Origin of the sequence: Pseudoalteromonas sp. T1lg76 (assembly GCF_002964725.1) — a bacterium.
Taxonomy (GTDB): domain Bacteria; phylum Pseudomonadota; class Gammaproteobacteria; order Enterobacterales; family Alteromonadaceae; genus Pseudoalteromonas.
Genome location: NZ_PQCE01000037.1, coordinates 1 through 23096 on the forward strand (window position 1 = coordinate 1; position 23096 = coordinate 23096).

The 23096-nt window shown below is 51.8% G+C and carries 18 protein-coding genes; 9 read left to right on the top strand and 9 right to left on the bottom strand.

What is annotated here, in order from left to right:
* Positions 1-211 precede the first annotated feature (211 nt).
* Entirely contained in the window at positions 212-1120 is a 909-nt protein-coding gene (locus C2M35_RS13505) for a LysR family transcriptional regulator (RefSeq protein ID WP_105215095.1), read from the bottom strand.
* Between the two features lie 106 nt (positions 1121-1226).
* Between C2M35_RS13505 and C2M35_RS13510 the strand changes: the two genes are divergently transcribed.
* The 3 genes from C2M35_RS13510 (at position 1227) to C2M35_RS13520 (ending at position 7530) form a co-directional block, all read left to right on the top strand.
* Entirely contained in the window at positions 1227-2081 is an 855-nt protein-coding gene (locus C2M35_RS13510; RefSeq protein WP_105265563.1) for a type 1 glutamine amidotransferase domain-containing protein, read from the top strand.
* Positions 2082-2096: 15 nt separating this feature from the next.
* A complete protein-coding gene (locus tag C2M35_RS13515; RefSeq protein ID WP_105265564.1) occupies positions 2097-3251 on the top strand; it encodes an iron-containing alcohol dehydrogenase in 1155 nt (384 codons plus the stop codon).
* A 100-nt stretch (positions 3252-3351) separates the two neighbouring features.
* Positions 3352-7530 carry a DEAD/DEAH box helicase gene (locus tag C2M35_RS13520; protein WP_105265565.1) on the top strand — a complete coding sequence of 1393 codons (4179 nt, stop codon included), beginning with the start codon at positions 3352-3354 and terminating at the stop codon, positions 7528-7530.
* A 69-nt stretch (positions 7531-7599) separates the two neighbouring features.
* Here C2M35_RS13520 and C2M35_RS13525 read toward each other — a convergent pair whose 3' ends face one another.
* From C2M35_RS13525 to C2M35_RS13540, 4 genes are all read right to left on the bottom strand, one after another.
* Positions 7600-9000, bottom strand: a complete 1401-nt coding sequence (locus C2M35_RS13525) for a fasciclin domain-containing protein (protein ID WP_105265566.1) — start codon at positions 8998-9000, stop codon at positions 7600-7602.
* A 278-nt stretch (positions 9001-9278) separates the two neighbouring features.
* Positions 9279-10208, bottom strand: a complete 930-nt coding sequence (locus C2M35_RS13530) for an SPFH domain-containing protein (protein ID WP_105201125.1) — start codon at positions 10206-10208, stop codon at positions 9279-9281.
* A 60-nt stretch (positions 10209-10268) separates the two neighbouring features.
* The gene (locus tag C2M35_RS13535; RefSeq protein ID WP_234000069.1) at positions 10269-11135 is read right to left on the bottom strand and encodes an MBL fold metallo-hydrolase; all 867 of its coding nucleotides are present in this window, start codon (positions 11133-11135) and stop codon (positions 10269-10271) included.
* Between the two features lie 130 nt (positions 11136-11265).
* A complete protein-coding gene (locus tag C2M35_RS13540; protein ID WP_105265568.1) occupies positions 11266-13524 on the bottom strand; it encodes a penicillin acylase family protein in 2259 nt (752 codons plus the stop codon).
* 282 nt (positions 13525-13806) lie between these two features.
* Here C2M35_RS13540 and nadE point away from each other — a divergent pair, with 282 nt between their 5' ends.
* From nadE to folX, 4 genes are all read left to right on the top strand, one after another.
* Positions 13807-14640, top strand: coding sequence for an ammonia-dependent NAD(+) synthetase (gene nadE, locus C2M35_RS13545; RefSeq protein ID WP_105258267.1), 834 nt, complete (start codon positions 13807-13809; stop codon positions 14638-14640).
* A 164-nt stretch (positions 14641-14804) separates the two neighbouring features.
* Positions 14805-15512 carry a dihydromonapterin reductase gene (folM, locus tag C2M35_RS13550; RefSeq protein ID WP_105201129.1) on the top strand — a complete coding sequence of 236 codons (708 nt, stop codon included), beginning with the start codon at positions 14805-14807 and terminating at the stop codon, positions 15510-15512.
* Between the two features lie 11 nt (positions 15513-15523).
* Positions 15524-16078, top strand: coding sequence for a GTP cyclohydrolase I FolE (gene folE / locus C2M35_RS13555; protein WP_105201130.1), 555 nt, complete (start codon positions 15524-15526; stop codon positions 16076-16078).
* The gene (folX, locus tag C2M35_RS13560; RefSeq protein WP_105201131.1) at positions 16078-16440 is read left to right on the top strand and encodes a dihydroneopterin triphosphate 2'-epimerase; all 363 of its coding nucleotides are present in this window, start codon (positions 16078-16080) and stop codon (positions 16438-16440) included. Before folE ends, folX begins: the two co-directional genes overlap by 1 nt.
* Positions 16441-16447: 7 nt before the next feature.
* Here the strand turns inward: folX and C2M35_RS13565 are convergent, their stop codons facing one another.
* Positions 16448-16882: a YqaA family protein gene (locus tag C2M35_RS13565; RefSeq protein ID WP_105201132.1), complete on the bottom strand. Its 435-nt coding sequence runs from the start codon at positions 16880-16882 to the stop codon at positions 16448-16450.
* A gap of 375 nt (positions 16883-17257) precedes the next feature.
* Positions 17258-17629 (bottom strand): DUF4870 domain-containing protein, encoded by a 372-nt coding sequence (locus C2M35_RS13570; RefSeq protein WP_105201133.1) that lies wholly within the window; start codon positions 17627-17629, stop codon positions 17258-17260.
* A 144-nt stretch (positions 17630-17773) separates the two neighbouring features.
* Here C2M35_RS13570 and C2M35_RS13575 point away from each other — a divergent pair, with 144 nt between their 5' ends.
* Positions 17774-18244 carry a DUF2721 domain-containing protein gene (locus tag C2M35_RS13575; RefSeq protein WP_105201134.1) on the top strand — a complete coding sequence of 157 codons (471 nt, stop codon included), beginning with the start codon at positions 17774-17776 and terminating at the stop codon, positions 18242-18244.
* A 115-nt stretch (positions 18245-18359) separates the two neighbouring features.
* Positions 18360-18812 (top strand): c-type cytochrome, encoded by a 453-nt coding sequence (locus C2M35_RS13580; protein ID WP_105201135.1) that lies wholly within the window; start codon positions 18360-18362, stop codon positions 18810-18812.
* Positions 18813-18872: 60 nt separating this feature from the next.
* Here C2M35_RS13580 and C2M35_RS13585 read toward each other — a convergent pair whose 3' ends face one another.
* Together C2M35_RS13585 and C2M35_RS13590 are read right to left on the bottom strand one after the other, a co-directional pair.
* Positions 18873-22256, bottom strand: coding sequence for a S8 family serine peptidase (locus C2M35_RS13585; protein WP_105265569.1), 3384 nt, complete (start codon positions 22254-22256; stop codon positions 18873-18875).
* A 197-nt stretch (positions 22257-22453) separates the two neighbouring features.
* The gene (locus tag C2M35_RS13590; RefSeq protein ID WP_105258269.1) at positions 22454-23089 is read right to left on the bottom strand and encodes a cytochrome b/b6 domain-containing protein; all 636 of its coding nucleotides are present in this window, start codon (positions 23087-23089) and stop codon (positions 22454-22456) included.
* Positions 23090-23096 lie beyond the last annotated feature (7 nt).

A 23096-nucleotide genomic window follows, 5' to 3' on the forward strand; every position in this document is an offset into this window, starting at 1 on the left:
GGCGAGCAAGACCGAAGCAATGCTTCGCAGCTTAGCGAGGTGAGCGCATGGATGCGCGATGTAACCAAGCTTCATGGATGAATTTAACCACATAAATCAGTGATTATATTCATCAGAATGCGTTTAGATTGAACATAAAGTAAACCGCAAAGATAAACAGACCCTCAGACTATTGTGGTGATAATCTCACCAAAACGAAAGGGTTAACTCCTTATTCGCGATGAAATGCATAGCGATTGATATTGGAAAACGCCATCAAAATATCTCGGGCATAATTCACCCTGGGATGAGCCAGGGCGCCCTTGCGCCAGGCCAGGTAAATATTATTCTCCGGCCCTTCGGGACCCAGGCTGACCAGGCGCCCGCTGCGCAGGTCGTCATAACATAAATAATCGGGTAATACCGAATAGCCCACCCCGGTGCGCACTATGCCGGCCAGGGCGCGAATATCCGGACAAGTAGCAATAATCTGCGAGCGGCAATGGGCCTTGAACACCACATCAAAATACTCGCGGATCAACGGCAACTGGGGGCTGTAAGCGACTACCGGCAGGGTGTTGAGCAAATTGGCATCCATCTCCTGAGTCGGCAATGAGTCGGCCAGCAGTTTATGCGTCACTAACATCAACCGTTCCGAGTCCAGCACCTGATAGTCATACATGCTGCTATCGGGCAAGGAGGCGGTAATGGCCAAATCCGCGACGCCGTTATCCAGGGCCGAATAAATCTGCTCCCTATTACCGGGCAAAATGCTGACATCGACATGGCCACCCTGCAGCAGGTTGGCCAACTGGGCCGAGGCCACATAGCTAATGTATTCCGCCGGCCCGGCCAGGGTGATAGTGCCTCTCACCTCACTGGAGCGGCTGCGCGTGGAGGCCATTTTCTGCTCTATGGCATCAAAATGACCGCCGATTTGCGCCGCCAGCTCATGGGCTAGGTTGGTCGGCTCAACACCACGATGACGCCTGGTGAACAGGGTCTTGCCCACCGTGGACTCGACGCTTTGGATATGCGCGGTTGCCGCCGGTTGAGACAAACCAAGGTTTTTCGCCGCCCGGGAAATATTCAGGCAACGATACACCTCAACAAAGGTACGAAGCTGGACAAAGTAAGACATCAGATATTTTATACCTAACCCAAATTAAACTGAATTCTACTTATTATAGAGCTTAACTATACTGGATACATCTTTCACCTAACTTGGTTATCAACCAGAGGCACAGATGAGCTTTAAAAAAATTGCCGCGGTCTTCGCAACCGCTCTGTCACTGACGGCCACCAGCGCCGCACAGGCACAAGAAAATAGCGAACAGATACTGGTGCTCTTATCCAGCGAAACCCAGATGCAGCTTGCCGATGGCAGCAGCTATGAAACCGGTTATTACCTCAATGAATTCGGGGTGCCAGCGGACGAATTACTTAAGGCCGGTTATGAACTGGTTCTCGCCACACCCAAAGGCAACGCGCCGGCGGTTGATAAAAATTCGGTGCAGGCCATGTATTTTGGCGATGACGAGGCCGAAATGGCACGCATTCAAGAGGTGATCGCCAACCTTGAGGGGATTAACGACACTCACACGTTGAAGGAAGTGATCGAACAAGGCCTGGATCAATACAGCGGTGTCTTTATTCCCGGCGGCCATGCGCCGCTAATCGATTTAGCCAACAATGAAGATGTTCGCACCATATTGCAGCACTTTCATGAGCAAAGTAAGCCAACAGCGGCTATCTGCCATGGCCCCATTGCCTTGCTATCGGCCCAGCAAAGCCCAGTGGAGTACGAGCAAAACATTGCTCAAGGTGCCGAGGCACAAGCAACTGACTGGCTGTATGAGGGTTATAGCATGACCATCTTCTCTAACCCTGAAGAAGCGACTTTTGAAGCCTCATTAAATGGTAAGAAGCTACGTTATTACCCGGCAAAAGCCATGGCCACCGCGGGCGGCAAGATGCAATTTGCCGCCGATTGGCAACCCAATGTGGTGATCGATCGCGAGTTAATAACTGGACAAAACCCGTTTTCAGACAAGCAACTGGCTAGCGCATTGATTTCTGCTTTGCAGCAGCGCAATAAATAAGAAGTAGGAGTTACCATGTTAAATTTTGAGTTTAAGAACACCACGGAAATTCTTTTTGGCCAGGGCCAAGCCAAGCAAATCACCGCGCGCCTGGCACCCAGCGACAAGATTTTATTCTTATATGGTGGCGGTTCGATTAAGAAAAATGGCGTGTATGACGATGTTGTCAACGCCCTGGAAGGATTCGATTTTGTTGAGTTTGCCGGTGTCGAACCTAACCCCACCTATGAAACCCTGAGCGAAGCATTAGCCGTGGTAAAGGAGCACAAGATCACCTTTATTCTCGCGGTAGGCGGCGGCAGCGTCATCGACGGCGCCAAATACATCGCCGCCGCGGCGCACTATGAGGGCGATGGCTGGGATATTCTCGTCAAGGGTGCCGAGGTAAAAAGCGCACTGCCCATAGGTGCGGTATTAACCCTGCCAGCAACCGGCTCGGAAAGCAATGGTAACTCAGTGGTTACCAAGAAGGCGACGCAACAAAAACGCGCCTTCGGCACACCCATAGTGCAACCCCGTTTTGCCGTGCTCGACCCCACCTACACCTATTCGCTGCCGCCTCGTCAGGTAGCCAACGGTGTGGTCGATGCCTTTGTGCACGTGATTGAGCAATACCTCACCTACCCGGTCAATGCACCGCTGCAGGACCGCTTTGCCGAGGGCATTTTATCGACCTTGATCGAGCAAGGCCCTCTGGCACTGGCCGAGCCACAAAACTATGATATGCGCGCCAATGTGATGTGGTCCGCCACCATGGCACTCAATGGCTTAATTGGTCAAGGCGTCCCGCACGACTGGGCCACCCATATGATAGGTCATGAACTCACCGCACTGTACAACCTGGACCACGCACAAACTCTGGCCATAGTGCTACCGGCGCTGATGTTCGAGAAAAAAGCGCAAAAACGCGAGAAGATCCTACAACTGGGTCGTCGTGTATTTGCCCTTGAAAATGCCGATGAAGAAGCCTTGATTGACGCCACGATCAAAGCAGTTCAGGACTTTTTCGAACAAATGGGCGTTAAAACATGCTTAAGTGATTACGGCCTTCAGGAGCAGGCTGTGAGCGAGGCGGTAGACAATCTGCGCCGCAATGGCCTGACGGCACTCGGTGAACACGGTGATATTACCCCAGAAGTGGCCACCAAGATCCTGACGTTAGCGCTTTAAAATCTTGTCTTCAAAGGCCGCCTGGCGGCCTTTTCTCTTGCCCATCCCCCATCGCTTTGTTAGCGTGTTCGCTACTTAATCAGTACCTTCTAACCCCTTAATGCGCTTTATTACCATCACCGCCGAACTCAACGAGGCCATCGCCTCCCTGTTACACCGTTTTAATGAGTGTGGCTCAGCCCATCAACATGTGGCGCAAGCGCTGGCGGTGATCTACAAGCCCATAGAACTGCATGCCCTGGGACGCATTTTAGCGCACAGTGAATTACGCGCCCTTGAGGAAATTACCGACAAGGCACTCAAACATATCATCGCCGATTTATGCACCCTGGAACTGGTACAACAAAGCCGTCACGGTTACATCATCAATCGTCTGATTGCCAATGCGTTGGTAAAACGCAGCATAGGCAAAAATCTATTTGTGACTCTGCTTAGCGCCGCCGAGCAGGTGGCGCCCGTACTTAACAGCTACCAATGGCAAGACAACACCACGGATAAACGCCGCTTGCTGCGCGATATGTATTTCCTTGGTGAGCAAGGGCGAGTGAAGGAACTGATGGAGCTGGCGAAAAATCCCATGCAGCTTGATTGGCAACACACGCCGGCGCTATGTAGTCTAGTGTTTTACCCTTTTAATCTTGGTGAATTTAAGACCCTGGATGAACGCCTGCAGTATCAGGCCTTTGCCACCTTGCTGGCGGCACACAGGCAAAAAGGGCAAAGTACGGCGCAGCTTTTACATTGGCTGCATCAGGCCTGCGACGCCTTGCCAAAAAACCGCTGGCTCCACTACCTAAAGGCCGAGCAATACCTGCTCGCGGGGCAACTGGACAAGCTAAACGCACATCTCGATGAACAAGACAATTCTCTCTACAGCCTGTTGTTGCGTGCCAGCTTGGCATTTTTGCAGCAGCAGTATGCCAAGGCGATGCGCCTGTTTACCCAGGCCGAGCTGGAAAAAGGCCGCTATCAAAAACGTAAAAAGCCCTATATCGAGGGGCTGTATGGCCTCTTCTATCAGCTCACCTTGCTGGCATTGGGCAACGGTCAGCAAGGTGATACCTCATCCTGGCAGACGCTGCAAACCCAACTCGACAACCAACAGCAAGATAAACAACGTGGCGAGTTTGCACTGACCATTGATTTGGTGCTGCGACGCCTGTTACTGCACCTGCGAGGGCGCGATAACTACCTGTTTCGCCAAGAATATCTTAGCTACTGCCAAAAGGGTGAGCTTAACTATTACCTCTACGTGTGTTTTGCTTTAGCGGCTTACACCTGGAGTATGCGCACACCCGAGCCCTGGCTACTGGCATTAAAAGCCGAGGCCGAACGCTTTTTTGAGCATATTCAATGGCCGCTATTTACGTACTTTTTACTACAAATTTCCGGCGATTCGCCGAATTTTACGTTCAATATAACGCAATTAATGCGTTCTCAGGAAAGCTGGGATATTGCCCTTGAACAATTATTGGCACTGGACACCCCGGCGGCACAAAACAGCGAAGAGCCCAGCCGCGTCGTCTGGCAGCTGGATATTGGCCGTTTCGAGTCAAGCCTCAAAGCAAAAGAGCAAAAACGTACCAAGCAGGGCTGGAGCAAAGGCAAGGCGCTGAGCTTAAAACACTTGGTTAATGAACCGGAACGCTTTCATCTGAGCGAGCAGGACAAGGCCATTTGCGCCCATATTGAAACCAGCACGGGCAAGGATTATTACCGCAGCAAAGAGTATCGTCTCAACCTCAGTAGCGCCCTCCCCATTGTTGTTGGCGCCGATAACTTGGTCGATGGTGAAGGCCGGCCCCTGGAGTTGGTACAGCGCGAACCGACCATTCGTATCGTCGCCCATGGTCCTGATTTAAGCGTAAGTATCGCTCATCTTCCCGCATTAACCGCGCACTCGGAGCCCCCCGTGGTCAGCCTAAAACACGTCCGCGACGGCTTAGCAGAATTTAGCATTTTCAACGCCAATCACCTTAAGGTCGCCAAAATTATCGGCGAATCCGGGTTAGTGATTCCGGCGCATGCAAAACAAAAAGCCATAGACAGCATTCGCGCCATAGCGCCACTGATCAATCTCGAATCGGATATCGAGGGGATTGGCGAAACCCTCACCCAAACCGAGCCGGATAAACACCTGGTGGTCAACATCACGCCACTGAAAACCGGGCTGAACTTCGACTGTGTGGTGATGCCTTTTGGCGAGCATGGTCCGACAATGAAGCCCGGGCTGGGCAGTCGCCATGTCAGCGCCCACATCAAGGGCAAACGCATCGCTCTGGAGCGCGATCTCGCCTATGAGCAGAGGTTACTGGAGCAGCTGGATAATCAATGCCCGGATTTTCAGGCCATGCAGGACACCTGTTTAGCTCAGACGGATTGGCAACTGGCACTGGCCACCCTGGAGCAGCTGCAACTGGCTCTTAGCAAACCCAACGTAGAGCTGCCAATCAAGCTACGCTGGCCGCGGGGCAAAACGCTGCATATGACCAAGCCGCTGAAAAGTGAGAATATTCAGTTAAGTATCAACCAACATAATGAGTGGTTCGATATTACCGGCAGTGCCACCTTGGACGATGGCAAGATCTTGGAGTTACGCCAGCTCCTCGATGCCCTGGCCACCAGCGGTGGGCGCTTTATTACCTTGGAAGACAACCGCATTCTCGCCCTCAGTGAGCAGTTAAAAACCCAGCTCGATGTGCTCAACGGCGCTGCCGACCAAGGCTTCTATCATCCGCTGAGCAGTCGCCTTATTCGTGACCACACCACCGGCATGCGCATGCAAACCGTGCCCGGCTGGGAGCAATTACATCAACGCATGAGCGAAGCGAACGCCTTAACCCTGACCCTGCCCAATACCCTGCAGGCGCAACTGCGCGACTATCAGGTCGACGGCTTTGATTGGGCCATGCGCCTGGCCCATTGGGGTGCGGGCGGCTGTTTGGCGGACGACATGGGCCTTGGCAAAACCCTGCAGGCGCTGGCGGTACTGGTGGCACGCGCGGCAAAAGGGCCGGCACTGATCATCGCCCCCACCTCGGTCTGTTTTAATTGGCAAAAGGAAGCGGCGAAATTTGCCCCGACCCTCAGGGTGCAGCTCTTTAGTGAGTTAAAAACTGCCGAGGCGCAACGAGCAGCCATAGAGCAAAGCGCCGCCTTCGATTGTTTGGTGATCAGTTACCAGCAAATGCAGCGTCATATTGAAACGCTGGAAAAAATTCGCTGGTGTACCATTGTCGCCGACGAAGCTCAGGCCTTGAAAAACCCGTTGGCCAAGCGCACCCGCGCCGCCTATGCCCTAAAAGGGGATTTTCGCCTGATCACCACGGGCACACCCATAGAGAATAACCTCACCGAGTTGTGGAGCCTGTTTCGATTTATCAATCCTGGGCTGCTCGGCAACTTAAAACGTTTTGGCCGGCGCTTTGTGCTGCCCATCGATAATCAGCAGCAGGAGCCCGCCAAGGCACTCAAAGCCAAGCGCGTACTAAAAGAGCTGATCAAACCCTTTATTCTGCGCCGCCTGAAGTCCGAGGTGCTAACCGAACTGCCCGAACGCACGGATATCGATCAATTGATCACCCTCAGCGAGGATGAGCAGCACCTTTACGAAGCCCTGAGACAAAACGCCCTGGAACAATTAACGCAATTACAGCAGCTAGATAACCCGGGGGAGCAACGCATTCAACTGCTGGCCCAGTTAACCAAGTTGCGCCAGGCCTGCTGCCATCCCCAATTGGTGGCCGAGCAAAGCACGCTGACCAGCAGCAAGCTTTCGGCCCTGGGACACCTACTTGAAGAGTTACGAGAAAACAATCATAGGGCGCTGATATTCAGCCAATTTGTTGGCCACTTGCAGTTGATCCGCGAGTACCTGGAGCAACAAGGGATTGGCTATCAGTATCTTGATGGTTCGACGCCTGCGGCGGCCAGACAAACCCGCATTGACGCCTTTCAAAATGGCGCTGGCGAGGTGTTTTTGATCAGCCTTAAGGCCGGTGGTTCGGGGCTCAATCTCACCGCTGCCGATTATGTCATTCATATGGATCCCTGGTGGAACCCGGCGGTGGAGCAGCAGGCCTCGGACCGCGCCCATCGTCTTGGGCAAACCCGTCCCGTTACCGTCTATCGCCTGATTGCCAAGGGCACCATAGAAGAGAAGATCCTCGCCCTGCACCAACATAAACGGGATCTCGCCGACAGCCTGCTGAGCGATTACGACACGCCGCAATCCCTCTCCGTTGAGGAAATGATGGCGACCTTAAAGGAAGTGTTTTAAAGGCGGTTCCCATCCATAAAAAAGGCCCGCATACAGAGCGGGCCAAAGGTGCTCACAATAATTACTGAACTAAGGTGTGGGCATCAACACGGTATCGATCACATGGATCACGCCATTGTCTGCGGCAACATTCGCCGTGGTTACCTGCGACTGGTCGATATACAGCATGTTGTCTTGAATTGACAAGGTGGCCACATCGCCATTGGCCATGGTGATATCCGGATTGTCCGAGTTGGCCACGGCAATCGCCGCATCCGATTGCACGGTTGTATCGGGCAGAACATGGTATAAAAGCAGATCCGACAAGGCTTCGGCGTCGGCAAACAAGGCCTCTACGGTCGCTTCGTCTAACTTATCAAAAGCCGCGTCGTTGGGTGCGAAGACGGTGAATTCGCGCTCCATATCGGCCAGTACCAGGTCCAACCCAGTGGTTTGCAGTGCCGCAACCAGGGTGGTGAAGTTGCCATCGGCAACGGCAATATCAACAATTGACTGAGCGGGGGCCGGTACTTGCACATCACCCACGACCACAGTGGCTAATACATGGATAATGCCGTTGGTTGTCATGATATCCGTCATGGTCACTGTAGCGTCACCAAATTTAAGGGTGTCGGATTCGGGGTCAATCATGATGTCTATCATGTTGCCGGACAGGGTTTCGGCTTGCGTGCCGTTTAAGCTGAAGGCGGTCACCGCGTCCACCTCGCCACTGACCACATGCTGAAGCAAAATTTCGCTTAGCACCTCGGTGTTGTTCAACAGGGTATTGATGGTCTCTTCGCCCAACGCCGCAAAGGCATCATCGGTAGGCGCGAAGACCGTATAGGTTTCACTCTCGTCGCTTAGCGCGGCGACCAGATTAGCAGCCTCAAGGGCGGCGACCAGAGTTGTAAAGTTACCTGCGGCGACGGCCGTTTCAACGATATTCATGGTCGGCATCTCGTCGCTTTGCGCGGGCGGCATCAGCACCGCGTCGATCACATGGATCACGCCATTGGACGCCTTAATGTCTACCTGAGTGACGGTTGCGGTATTGACCAGCAGATCATCTCCCGACAAGGATAAGCCAATCGATGCACCATTGACCGTTGCCACGGTTGAGCCCGCGGCAGAGACGGCGGCACCCGATTCAACGCGAGAGTCGAGTACATGGTAGGTGAGAATCTCAGACAAGGTGTCCGGGTCTTCAAGCAGTGCATTAATGGTGTCTTCGCCCAGCAAGGCAAACGCATCATCGGTTGGTGCAAAGACGGTGAACTGGGCGTTCATGTCGCTGAGCGTCGCATCCAACCCGGTTGCTTTAAGGGCGGCAACCAGGGTTTCGAAATCATCCGATGCAGCGGCCACATCCACCACGGAAGTTTGCGGCTGTTCCGGTTGTACTGGGGTTTTGTCGTTGTCATCGTCACTACAGGCAGCAGTAAGTACCAACAAACTGGGTAGCACTAGGGTTTTAAGTAGTTTATTCACGTTTTAATCCCTCATTAGTGTAACTAGATAGCCCTTGTTACTACGAGGGGGTGAGTAAAAAGCGATCAAAAAATTTACTGTTTTTTCTTGGAGCTAGCGTAACCCTTTGAAAATTTTGGCGATTATTTAGAGCTGGTAGTGCTTAAAAAGAAGGGGAATTACCTAAAGTATTAACATGGCTCAGGCGAGCGTTTGCCGAAGAGTTCGCTGCAGAGCTCGTCGGGGGTGTAGGTATAGGCATACCGCACTAATCATCTTAATGCAGTATGCCAAGGCACTTACTTTTCTTTCATATTCCAAAGAATACCCTGATCCGAACCCATAACCGTGGTTGGCATTTGTCCGTTCCATGTTTGCGCACGCATGTACTCAACCAAGGTGGCGTTGTTCTTAATGGCTTCGGCTTTCTTTTGCATGGCTTCCGCTTCAGCTAAACCCTTCATACGAATGGCTTCTGCCTCGGCCTGGGCTTCAACCTTGATCGCATAGGCCAGACCATCGGCCTTGGCCTTGGCGGCATCACGTTGCGCATTAGCGGTGTTCACTTCCTGCTGCGCCTGCAGATTCTGGCGCTCTAGCTTGTGCTTTTCTGCCGCCGCCAGGTTTTTCTCGGTTTGCTTGGTTTCGATGGATTGAATGTATTTAGGTGGCAATACCAGGTCTTCAATTTGCGCCGAGTCCAGTTTAACCGGGTAGCTCTTCATTTCTTCCAGCAATAACTCTTCAATGCGGGCAATTACCTGTGAGCGGTTTTGGATCAGCTCTTCGGCCTTATAGCGCGCCAGAGCATCCTTAGTCGCGGAACGCAATTTAGGGTCAAGAATACGGCTTTCGAACTGAGTCAGGCCGCCATAGCTTTTGAATAGATCAAAGGCTTCCTCACGATTGACCGTCCAGTTGATGCTCACTTCTGCGGTCAATGGCATCTGCTCATGGGTAGCGGCGCGCAGTTTTTCGACGTTTTTACGGGTACGTATCTCCAGCATTTCCACCGTATCGACAAAGGGGATCTTGGTATGCAGACCAGGGTTAACCTGCTCGGTGGCCTCACCAAAGCGCTTGATAATACCGACATGACCTTCATCCACGGTATACATGCTCTTGAACCCCACAAGCAGCAATACCAGCACCACGAAAATAGCGCCGATCAGTCCCTTCTTTTTGCCTACCGAGGCTGTGAGATCAGGCAAGTTATTGTTGTTATTCATTCTTTATACTCCTTGTAGCTAAGAACAAGGAGTATAAAGTAAGCGATTACAAATGTTAAATTAAGGTTTCGATTCTTCGCCACCCAGGCTGCGGTAAAACAGGGTGATCACCCGCTCTTTCGGCAACCAGTCCGCATATTTTAAATTCAGTTCGGCAAAGGGGTCGGCGGCAATTACCGCATCCAGGGTCTGCTCTTTTTCCATGGCCTCAAGCATAAGGGTTTTGGCCTTGGCCACCAACGCCTGATAGCGCATTAGTCCAGCCTTGTCGCTGATGGGCCCGTGTCCGGGGATCACCTGGGTGCTGTCGTCAATTTGCTCTAGCACACTTTGCAGCGCCGCTAAAATACCATCGACACTGCCCCCACCATCGACATCAACATAAGGCAGACCACCGGTATTGAAATAGATATCTCCCATATGCACTATATTGGCGTCGCTGAAGAACACCACCGCATCGCCATCGGTATGGGCGTGGGCATAATGCACCAGGCGCGCATGCTCACCATTAAAGTGCAAAGTCAGGTCGGCACCAAAGCTCAGGCGTGGTAAAAATTCAGAGCCCGCGCCATGCTTTTCTTCCAGGCGCTTGTGAACATTATGGTGGGCGATAACATGGGCCCCCGCCTGCGCAAACACCTCGTTACCACCGGTGTGGTCGCCATGATAATGGGTGTTTAGCACAAACTCCGCGGCATTGGGGTTGAGCTCTTTGAGCTTGGCTTTGATTTGCGGCGCCAGCTTGGCGAATTGGTCATCGATAATATAGGTGCCATCGGCGCCCACATGGGCGGCAATATTGCCACCGCGACCAAACAAGACATAAATATGCTTGTCCAGTTGCTGAGTGGTTACCTCAACATCCTCTGCCTGTGCGGTCTTTACCGTTAGCGCGGTGACCACTGTGGCAACCAGAACCGCAATCATCATGCTGTTTTTACTCATTATTGTGTCCTTATGTAGCTTTTTAGCGATAATCCTAGTCTAGTTTATCGCCGCCAAATTGCGCGCACAGATAAGAGCCGCAACCTCACTCGGGTTGCGACCGCTGATAGACCTAACGAGCCGGACGGATCTCCAATCTGTGCTCTGGCGCGCCGGGTAGCAAGGGCGTGGCCTGGTGCGTGGCATATTGCTCATAACCGGCACGGTAAAAGGCCGACAAGGGATGCGCCGACTGGCCGCCGGGAATGGCCATAATCGCCTGCTCTAACCTTCCCGGTTGGGCAATAAAGCGTTGTGAGGCACCAAAGTCGGTGCGCTGCACCGCCGGCATAAAGCTATCGCCAAAGGCCTCGACTTTAGGCATGTTCAGCCAGCTCCCGAGCTGCGGGATTTGCTTGGCAAAAGGATGTTTCAGCTCCATGGCGTTGACATTACCCCAACGCCAATTCGCCGTGTCTTCACCAAACTTGCCGCGCAGACGCGCCAGCGCCAGATTAAAGCTCTTACTTAACAGCTGCTGTTTATCGGCAAAACCCCAGACACTTGGGTTGTCCAACAACTGCCAGGTGGCCGGCTCTAAATTGCGCTTGATGGGACCAAGGGAGAGCTCATGCTCCGCCAATCTGGCCTCAATATCGGCAAACAGGGTATCCATCACGGCGCTGCGAAAATAGCGCACCAGGGTATAACCTATGGAGTCGGCGCAGGCACAGCCCTGCCACTGCTCAACCAGAGCTAAATTCTGAGTACTGCCTTGCTCTTTGAGCGTTGCAACTAACAGCGCCTGCCACTTAGATAAGAAGCGCGCCTCATTATCGAGCTGCAAGGCTAAGAACGCCTGCTCATCAAAGGTGTTTTGGGCAAAAAGGCGGTCGCGTATTTGTTGCTGGCGGGGCCCTAGGGCATAGCCACCATCCCCCAAACGGGCGTGCTCCTGAGTTGATATTACCCGCGCATTGGCGCTCCACAAACGACCCGAGTTAGGATTCATTACCCGTGGGCGCTGCGGTTCATTGTGGGACCAGTCGGACTGAAACTCTTCGGCAGCCAGAGCAATATCGCTTGGATTGGTACGCGCGGCAATGGCGCCCATGGGCTGCCAGCCAATTTGCCCTTGCTTATCCACCACCATTAAATTTTGCACCGGCATACCGGCATCATCGGCAATTTGAAACGCTTGGGTGACAGAGGAGGCAGTGGCGAGTTCCGCCAGATCCAGGTTTACCGCGTAGTCATAATGACCGACCCAGCTGAGGGCATAGCGCTGGCCGTTGACCTTTTGCACTGGGCCATAATCACTCATTAAAAAACGGTATTCATAGGTTTTGCCACCGGCAATAGCGATAGTTTCCTGCACAGTTTCCAGCTTGGCATCGGCATTCAGGCGAACCCAATCCGAGGTATCCACATAGGCATTGGTAAAGCCCCAGGCAATATTATCGTTACTGCCGACAACAATCGCCGGCGCCCCAGGAAGCGACACTCCGGTGACCTGAATATCGGCGATATTTAACTGGGCGCGATACCAAATAATGGGCACAGCTAATCCCAGGTGCATATCATCGGCGACCATGGGCTGGCCGCTGCTGGTTAACTCCCCGGAGACCGCCCAGTTATTGCTGCCCACCTCTCGCGAGGCGATAATTTCTGGCACAGAGGCGGTAAGATTTGCTGCAGACAGCATGGGGATGGCCAGTTCTTTCAGGTTTATTTCGCTGCCATCCAGCGCCGATTGGTAGGGACTGGGCTGGGTTAAGAATTCACGCATTTGCGCGGAATAAAGTTGTTCAATTTGCTCCAACACCATATCGCGATCAAAGGTGCCAGCCTGCAAGTCCAAGTACATGCTGTAGATCACCAGCAGGCTATCCTCTGGCTGCCAGGGTGTGACCTCGGCGCCGGTCAGCAGATATTCAAAGCCCTTTAACGACTGAGCTTGCAGCGCCTCGTTGACGCCACGGCTGTAACTGCTTAACAAGGTCTGCTGAGACTTGGGCAATTGCGCAAAAATACGCTCACTGCGCTGGCGCAGCTGATGAAAGCGCATTTTTTTATCCAGCTCCAGTGCCGCCTCACCAAACAACTCGCTGAGCTCACCGGCTGAATTGCGGCGCAATAAATCCATTTGGAAAAATCTGTCCTGACCATGGGCAAAGCCCAGGCCATAGGCGGCATCATTCATGCTTTGTGCATCGATAATGGCCTGCCCCAAGGCGTCACGTTTAATGGTAACCGTGCTCTCGATCGCATCACTGCTACCACGGCCATCCAAGGTCGGTAAACTCAGCGACAGCAGGCCGTAAACCAGCGCGGTCACCAACAGCAGCCCTATAATGGCCGTCATTAAAATGCGCTTTCCCCATTTCAACATGTGTAACTTACCTATTTGTTAGCGTTTTTATTATTTTGAGCATTAGTGTATGACATTTTTTCAGCTTTGTTGGTGTCTTTTAATTGTGCGCGGGGATTAGGGCAAGGAGCAGCGCTCGGTATTTAGTTTTGGTTCTGCGTCGACAAGGGGGGAACAGGTTACCATTGGCTGCCTTATACCTTGGCGGCAAAGGCCGAGCTACAAGAGCTCCGCTGCGCGCTTTAACTTTTGGTTAAATACTTACATAATAGCGACTCACCATTGAGCTCAAGCGGGGGAGTTATGCGAGCCGAAATCGTTGCCGAAATGAAGGTGCAACCAAGCATTGATGTTAACCAGGAAATTGCCCGTCGTGTGGCATTTATTAAGCACCGTCTGCAGCAGGCCCATTGCCATAGTTTGGTTTTAGGCATTAGCGGCGGCGTTGATTCCACCACCTGTGGTCGTTTGTGCCAATTGGCGGTGAACGAACTCAATGACGAGCATAACACCCATCAGTATCAGTTTATTGCCGTGCGTCTGCCTTACGGCGTCCAGGCCGATGAACATGAGGCCCAGTTGGCCGTTGATTTTATACAGCCTAGCCAACGCGTGACCGTAAATATCAAACCGGCCAGCGATCATATGCATGATGAGGTTTTAGCAGGCTTGGCCGCGGGTACCGAGCTGGCCCTGCCGGCGCAGACCCAGGTGGACTTTATTAAGGGCAATGTGAAAGCACGCCAACGCATGATAGCCCAGTATGAGATCGCCGGCCTGACTCAAGGCCTGGTAGTCGGCACGGATCACAGCGCCGAAAACCTCACCGGCTTTTATACCAAATTTGGCGATGGCGCCTGCGATCTAGCGCCTTTATTCGGCCTATCCAAACGCCAGGTGCGCGCTTTGGCCGAAGCCTTGGGAGCGCCAAGGGATCTGGTGTACAAGGTTCCTACCGCGGATCTCGAGTGCGACCGCCCAGGACTGGCCGACGAGGTCGCCCTTGGCCTGAGTTACGACCAAATTGATGACTTTTTAGAAGGCAAACCGGTGAGCGCCGAAGTTGAAGCGCATATTATCGGCATCTACCAGCGCACCCAGCATAAGCGCCAACCCATACCTACCATCTACGATTGATCTGCTCGGGCACCGGTGTCTTGTCGGTGCCCTGCTTAGCCACCCGCCCAATAGCTTTTTCTTTGCTAACACAGTGATCGCCCACGCATTTGTATACGTAAACACTGCAATCACGAACTCATTTGTTTATAGTAAAGGTTATACGCTTTTAGCCTTTGGAAATTATGTCTTTTCCTATTTTAATTACCGGCGCCGGGCAGCGCATAGGCCTTGCTTTGGCCTCCCATTTGCTGGCCCAGGGTCACGACGTCATTATTAGTTACCGCACCCGGCATCCGGCAGTGGACGAGCTGGCGGCGCAAGGGGCAACCTGCATTGCCGCAGACTTTAACGACGATCACAGCATTTTGGAGTTTATTGACGAACTTCGCCGTCATACCAGTGGACTGCGGGCGATCATTCATAACGCCTCAAGTTGGGACTGCGAGGCCAACAACAGTGATTATGCCCAGCTGTTCGATGCCATGATGCGCATTCATGCCAAGGTGCCCTATTTAATCAATCAGTACTGCGCCGATATGCTGGAGCAGGCCGAGGGCTACGCCGATGTGATTCACCTGACCGACTATGTGGTCGAAACCGGCAGTCCCAAACATCTGGCCTATGCCGCCTCCAAAGCTGCGCTCGACAACCTGACCAAGTCGTATGCCGCCAAATGGGCGCCGAAGATAAAGGTCAATGCCATTGCCCCGTCGCTGATTATTTTCAATGACCATGACGATGAGCAGTACAAGCAAAAGACCTTAACCAAATCCCTAATGGGCATAGAGCCCGGCTGCCAGGAAATTATTGCCGCCGTGGAGCTGCTGCTCAATAGTCATTACATTACCGGGCGCAGCCTCGCCATCGACGGCGGCCGCCACCTAAAATAGACGAGAACAGTATGCAAGACGATTTAAAACACAGCTTTAAGCAGATCATCAGCGCCGTTGGCGAAGACCCTCAGCGAGAAGGCCTGCTCGACACCCCGAAACGCGCCGCCAAGGCCATGGAATACCTTACCAAGGGCTATCGACAAACGCTTGAAGAGATCACTAACAATGCGGTGTTCTCTTCTGATGCGGATGATATGGTTCTGGTGCAGGACATTGAGCTTTATTCCATGTGCGAGCACCATTTACTGCCCTTCGTCGGTAAGGCCCATATCGCCTATATCCCGGATGGTAAGGTGCTGGGGCTATCGAAATTTGCCCGCATCGTCGACATGTATGCGCGTCGCTTTCAAATTCAGGAGCAACTCACCCATCAGATCGCCAAGGCGGTTGAACAGGTGACTGGCGCCAAGGGCGTGGGTGTGATCATTGAAGCCCAGCATATGTGTATGATGATGCGTGGCGTGGAAAAGCAGAATTCAAAAATGCGTACGTCCGTGATGCTGGGCAATTTCCGCACCGACTCAAAAACCCGCAACGAATTTTTACAGCTGGTGAAAAACTAATGACCAATGCCATTATCAATGTCACCAACCTCAGGCTGCGCACCTATATAGGTTTTAATCCCGAGGAGCGGGAAAAGAAGCAGGACGTAGTGATCAACCTAGAGATTCATTACCCGGCTGATAAGGCCTGCGAGCAAGATGAAGTAGCTCAGGCGCTCAACTATAAAACTATCACCAAGGCGGTGATCGAGCTGGTAGAGCAGGGGCATTTTCTGTTATTGGAAAAGTTGGTGGCGGAGATTTTGGCCTTGTGTCATAGCCACCCCAGCGTGCACTACGCCAAGGCGAGAGTCGATAAACCCCATGCCTTGCGTTTTGCCGATTCGGTGTCGCTGACCTTGGACTGGCAACGCCCTCAGTAGCGAGCGCTTAGAGGAACTCTTCAAGCCCGAGCGCCATCAGGATCACCAGCAGATAGCGGGCGCCTTTGCCTATGCTGACCAGCAGCAGAAACAGACTAAAGCGCACCCGAAATACGCCGCCAATTAAGGTCAGCGGATCGCCCACCACTGGCAGCCAGGCAAACAGCAAACTGTATACACCAAAGCGATTAAACTGCTGCTGCGCCCTGGCCATGCCCTTGGCGGACACGGGAAACCATTTTCTATCGGCAAAGCGAGTCACCTGGGTTCCCAAGGCATAGTTCACACAACTGCCCAAGACATTGCCAAAGGTGGCGCTGAGCCAGAGTAAGGGCAAGGACAACCCGCCCTTAACCACCATGGCACTGAGCATCAGCTCCGAAGAGCTGGGCAGCAGGGTGGCAGCAATAAAGGCGCTCAATAACAGGCTTAAATAGGCCATAATTCCTAGGGTCTGTTGACCTTTGTTGTTTGTTTCTGCAGCAGTTTGTAGTGTATTTATACAAGGCGGCACATGTGTGGTGTAGTTATTCTCGGCTTTGGCTCCTGCGTCGCTCTACCGCCTACATCCATGTAGGCGTACATTAACATGTAACAACACAGTAGAAATGCGCTACAAGCGCTGCCCTACGGGTTCATCTAAACGCATCCTGCTCTGTGTTGCTCGCTATGAACATAGAATGACTATGCAGCATAACGAGCGTCGTGATCAGAATGCGTTTAGATTGAACATAAAGTAAACCGCAAAGATAAACAGACCCTAACTAACCTTCACCGCCAAGCATCACGCTGGGCATTCTGCTACCGATCTCACCATTTATAAGAATTTAATGGTAAACGGATAACTAAACTCTTTGCCCTCATAGGCCTTGATCGAGGCCACAATCACCATGATAAAGGAGAACAAGGCGACGATTGGCAGCAGCAGAATACCCACGGCGACAAAAATCAAAATAAAACAAACGATATAGGCGATCAGCATGGTGAGCTGAAAGTTCAATGACTCGCGGCCATGACGATCGACAATAGGCATCTCTTCTTTTTTCACCAACCAGATAATCAAAGGGCCTAAAATTGAGCCAAAAGGTACGATAAAACCGGCCAAAGCCGCTAAATGGCACAACATCGCCATGCTCTTCTCATCGTTGCTTTTCGCCGTGTCATTTTTTTCAGGTAATACGGGTTCCATGTTCACTCCTGTGATTGTTGTTAAGTTACTGAGATTCTCAGTTTTATTGCCTAGTGTCCAGCTTTTCGCCAGAGCAAAATTCTATCCTTCATCGGCAATTACCGCTAGACTAACGACATTGTCATTCTTTCAGTGAGAGTCAGTGTGAACACAGATGTCGTTAATATTCTCACCATGGCAAAGGTGATTCAAACCGCCGTTGCCCCGGTTTTCCTTATCACGGGTATCGCCGCCACCTTGGGGGTACTATCAAATCGTTTAGCGCGCATCACAGACCGGGCTCGCACTCTTGAGCGTAAACTAAAAACTAGCAGCGATGAAGATTTTAACCGCTCCCTGACCACAGAATTGCGTGCCCTGCTTAAACGCGCCCGCTATATTCATCTGGCTTTTAGCTTAAGCGTACTTAGCGCCACCTTGGTAAGCGCCGTGGTTATGCTGCTTTTTATGGCTAATATTCAATCGGTTAACCTGGGAACCGCGATAGCCTTGTGCTTTATGATTGCCATGGTGCTGCTGATCCTGGCATTTATTTCCCTGCTTGCCGAGGTTTATCTTGCCTTTAGAAGCATGCGTCGGGGGATGATTTTTGCCGATATCGACCTAGGCGAGTAAATACTTCTTCACAGTGCTGACAGGTCTGTACAATGCTAATTACCGAGCCAGGCTTGTCTTCGCTGCATCCCTTAGGTAAAAAGGGACACAACTTTTATAATAATGGACTAATGGAATGAAACTACACTCTATTATCACTGCAATCGCGCTGGCTGCCAGCTCATCATCAGCCTTAGCAAGCTCGGTTTTTGAAAAACCTGAAGATGCTATCGACTACCGTAAATCGACATTCTCACTGCTCCGTGTACAAATCGCCGATATGGGTGACATGCTTAAAGGCAAGGTACCTTTCGAGGCCGAGCGTTTTGCCATGCGTGCTAACAATGCCGCAGCCCTTTCACAAATGCCTTGGGAAGCCTTCGGTGCCGGCACTGACAAGGGCGACACCAGCGCACTACCAGCTATCTGGGAAGACCGTGCGACCTTTGATGCTAAAGCAGATGCCTTTGCAAAATACGCACAAGAGCTAGCGGTAGCGGCACAAAGCGGCGATAAAGAAACTATCGTACCAGCTTTCCAAAACTGGGCGAAAGGCTGTAAAGACTGCCACAATTCGTTTAAAGACTAAGCTCTTTAAACAATAAAAAAACGGCGCAATAAGCGCCGTTTTTTGTGCCCAAATATTAGCTTAGCCGCGACGACGACGTAACCATAACGCCGGTGCCATCAGCAGAGTCAACCAGGCCCAAGTACCTGAGCTAGTGCTCTTCTTAGGTTCAACCTTAGGCTGTGTTGTCGGCTGCTCAGAAATCTCGTCGGCCAGGTTGTTCACCTTAACAACAACAGTTGCTTCATTTGAAATGTGGCCAAAGGTGTCGGTGGCAACCACTGTCAAAGTGATCTGCTCAAGGCCAGCGTCAAAGTCCAACTGCTCGGCATTGGCCACAAGCACTTCGCCCATGTCATTAATTTCTACCGCCGTTGAAGTAGAGCCGGTGACGATAAACTCAGAGATAGCACCGGCCAGCGGCGCATTACGCATTGCCGATAGAGTACCAATTACTGTGCCATCAACAGTGTTTTCATCAACGCTGAATTCGGCATCGGCCAGGCTTGGTGCCACTTTCATATCGTCACCAATCGAAGCGACAACCGGGGTCGAGCCTGAAGCAGACAAGATGGTGAAGTCAGCATCGGTAAATAGCAATTGTGCCGATTCACCCGGAGCCAGACTTGCAACTTCATTCCCCTGTGCATCTACCGCCATTGCCGCAACATTTGCTAGGGCAAAGTCGTAACTACCTTGCGCACTGTCTACCGCATTGGCACCTGAACCATCATAGTAACCTTCGCCTACCCTAAAGCGGACGGTGGCATCAAGAGTACCCAGCTCTGCAGCGGTTAGACCATAGTCTTCAAGACAGTTTTGCAGGGTTACATAATTGGTTCCGCTATCAAAGTACAGGTTGCTCAATGAGTAAGCTGGCACAGAGTAAGTAACCGGAATTGGCGGTAACGGCACAGTAGTTTCAAATGAGCGGTAGCTCAATGAATGCACACGCGCATCCCATACACCATCGCTTTCTAAATCGAAATCGGCGGCAAAGTTACCGATAAAGTTAGAGGCAATAGCCTGGTTCAAGACTATGGTAGTAAACACACCGTAGCCAGAATCACAGAAGGATGTGGGTACTTCGAAAGTTTCAACACTGCCAGAAACTATGTCCAGACGCTCGCTGTCACCAACCGCATCGGTGGCGACATTTGCAATGAACATAGGTACAAAATCGGTAGCACCTTCATTGGTAACCGTATATACCACACCTGAGTCGGCTTTCTGTGCATCTAATACAGGTTTTGCTGCGGCACGCGGCAGCACGTGATATACCAGATGTAAGGCATGCTCACCACCTTCATTGAATACCAGGGCACCGTCTAGCTCAGATTTGGTCAGTAACGGACCTGCCTCATTTTTCCAGGTGTTAGAGAAGTCCACGCCCCATTCCGGCAACTTGGCAGGGTCTATGGTTACGGCTACATCGAACTCAACAGTTTGACCTGCTGGCACAGTCACTGACGAAGGGTATTCCGCCATGATGGCGCCTGAATCCGCATCATCCGCATAGCGCTGCTGCCAAGCCAGATCGTATGTTTTCGCCGTATTTGAGAAGTTCTTAACCTGTACCGTCTTGGTCATGGTGGCCACTTCTGCCAGGCTGTGTAAACCAAACGATAGTGCTGCCTGACGGGTGTCTTTAGCCCAGGCAGCTACCGGTAAGTTGGCTGCTTTTTCAACATCTACCAGACCCGCCCCAATAATACTGATTGGTGCCAGCTCGGCATTTTCATCCAGCTCTCGTGGTGTAATAGTGACATCCATGTTCGCCGCATTCATAAGCGTTGCTTTTAGTTCAAAGGCATTACGCTCTGGTAGAGCTTCTTTCAGGATACTCATAGCACCCGCCGTAATTGGGCCGGAGAATGAAGTACCGTTAGCACCACTTAAACCATCGCCTGTACCTGGGTGGGCGGTCATAATATTTACGCCAGGAGCGGTAATTTCCGGCTTAAGCAAGCCGCTTACCGAAGGTCCACGTGAGCTGAAGTCAGCAACAGCACCGGCGGTGGTCGCCAGCGTTAATTCAACAGCAAAGGCTGCGCCTTCTTTAAGCTGTAAACCTGTAGCCTTGTTCACACCCACAGATGGGATGGTAACCGCTGCATCGAAGCCGCCCATAGGTGCCGGGGTGCCGTCATCGCTATTGTTGGCGATAATAACAAAGGCCGCGCCCTTTTCCTGCGCCGCCAATACCTTAAGGGTGAAAGCACAACCGCCACGATCAATAATCACCGCCTTGCCGGTAAAATCAACATCATCGGCAAAAGCAACACAAGCGGTTTGATTCGATTCCGGGTAAACAACTTCAATATCATCGCTATTAAAGCTGCCTACACCCGGACCAAAGCTGGCGCCCTGGAATACCGCTTCGGCACCGGCTACCGTACCCTTGGCAATGCTCACTTCTTCCGCTGGATGCGTCATCGCGCCCACAGAAAGAGCGTGCTCGGTCGTGCTCGGACCACCAACAATGTATGGAATATCGCCATCGTTACCGGCAGAGACCACCACATTGGTGCCCAAGGCCACGGCGCGGTTAATAAACAGGCCTACGGCGCTTTCGGCGATATCGCCAAAGTCACCACCGAGTGACATATTGATCACATCAACCCGATCTTCAATATCCATGTCTTGGTTAGGATCCATAGCCGCTTCCAAGGCCATAAGCTGGGCCTTACCCGAACATCCACCTGCACACACGGAATACACGAATAATTCAACATCTGGGGCAATACCGGTTACCGAGTGAGATACATGGGTACCGTGGTTAGTGCCATTGTCGATTGGATCTGGGTCCATATTGACGAAGTCATAACCGCCTTTAACTATACCCTGCGGCCAGGTGACTGATTCATCGGCAATGGCTGCGGCATAGGCCTCAAGCGTACCTTCACCCCCAAAGGCAGCATGAGTGTAGTCGATACCCGTATCTAGTACGGCCACACGTACGCCCTTACCGCTGGCAAGACCGTTTTCAACCAAGGGCGTGGCCTTAACATAATCGGCGCTGTCTGCTACCGCCAGCTCGTAATCATAAACGGGATATACGGCTTTAACGTCGGTATGGTTTTCCAACTGACGTATATCGGTTTCCTGGCCATCAACAACCAAGGCATTAGCAAGCTTAGAGGTGCGGGTAATAACCTTAAGGTTAAGATCCATGCTCTGCATATCGCTCATTACACGCTGCTGCATATCGCTAATGTTGGCACTCACAGTGGCCTGTTGCGGCTTATTAACACCGTAGAGCGACTGACCATTTAATTCGACCAACCAGGCAACCGCAGTTTTTTCTTGTTGTTTAAATTCAGCGACCTGACGCTCTACATTCACCTTGTACTGAGAATCCAGAGTCTTAGCTTGCGCTTCTAGAGTGGCACTTACAGCCGGGGCGCTCATCAGCGCAGAAGAGATGCCTAACGCAATTGCGCTGCGGCGAAGATTTTGCTTCATACAAATACCTGTTTTAATTGTTAGCATTACTGCTTTATTGTTGCTGGCGGACAATAATGCCAAAACAGGTACGTTACAATATGGTAAACATGTAAACAGAAGATAAAGGCTTACGTGCGGGGCATGACCCCGCATTTAGTAAGCCCTAGCGGCTATTTCTAGTTTTGTAACAGATCGTAAACAGCCGCCATTCGTCGCTATAGCAGAGTTTGTAGTGGCTCATAACCCCAAGTTGTTAGCAGCACACCCAATAAAACGGCAAAAAGAGCAAAAGCCGGCCAACTTGCTTTTAGCTGTGCAGCGGTACTGACTTGCTTATTGCGTCCGGTAACCATAGCCGGCACCAATTTTTTGCCGCGCAGGGCGTAAACAACAATGGCAACAAGATGCAGGCCGATGGCGATCAGCAGCCAATCGAAATTCTGATGATGCAACGAAGACGCCCATTCAACCCAGTCGTAAGACACATATTGCACCAAAGGACCATCAACCATGATGTCATCTGTGGTCATCAAGCCGGTCGCCAACTGCAACAGAATCAATGCAAAAAATACCAGCACCATATAGCTGCCAGCGGCGTTATGCCCAGGAGTTAAATGCTTGGCTTGTAGAGCCTGAACAACCGCTTTGGGGCCATGAAATAGCGCCGATAAGCGCGCTGTGTCACTGCCAACCAGACCCCAGATTAAACGCGTAGCCAAAAGCGCCAGGGTGATATAACCGAGCACAAAGTGTAGCTCCATGGCTCCTTCCTCGGCGGAGAAATACAGGCCGACCAAACAACTTACCAAGGCCCAATGAAAAAAACGTATATATCCATCCCAAACTTTCATAACTGCT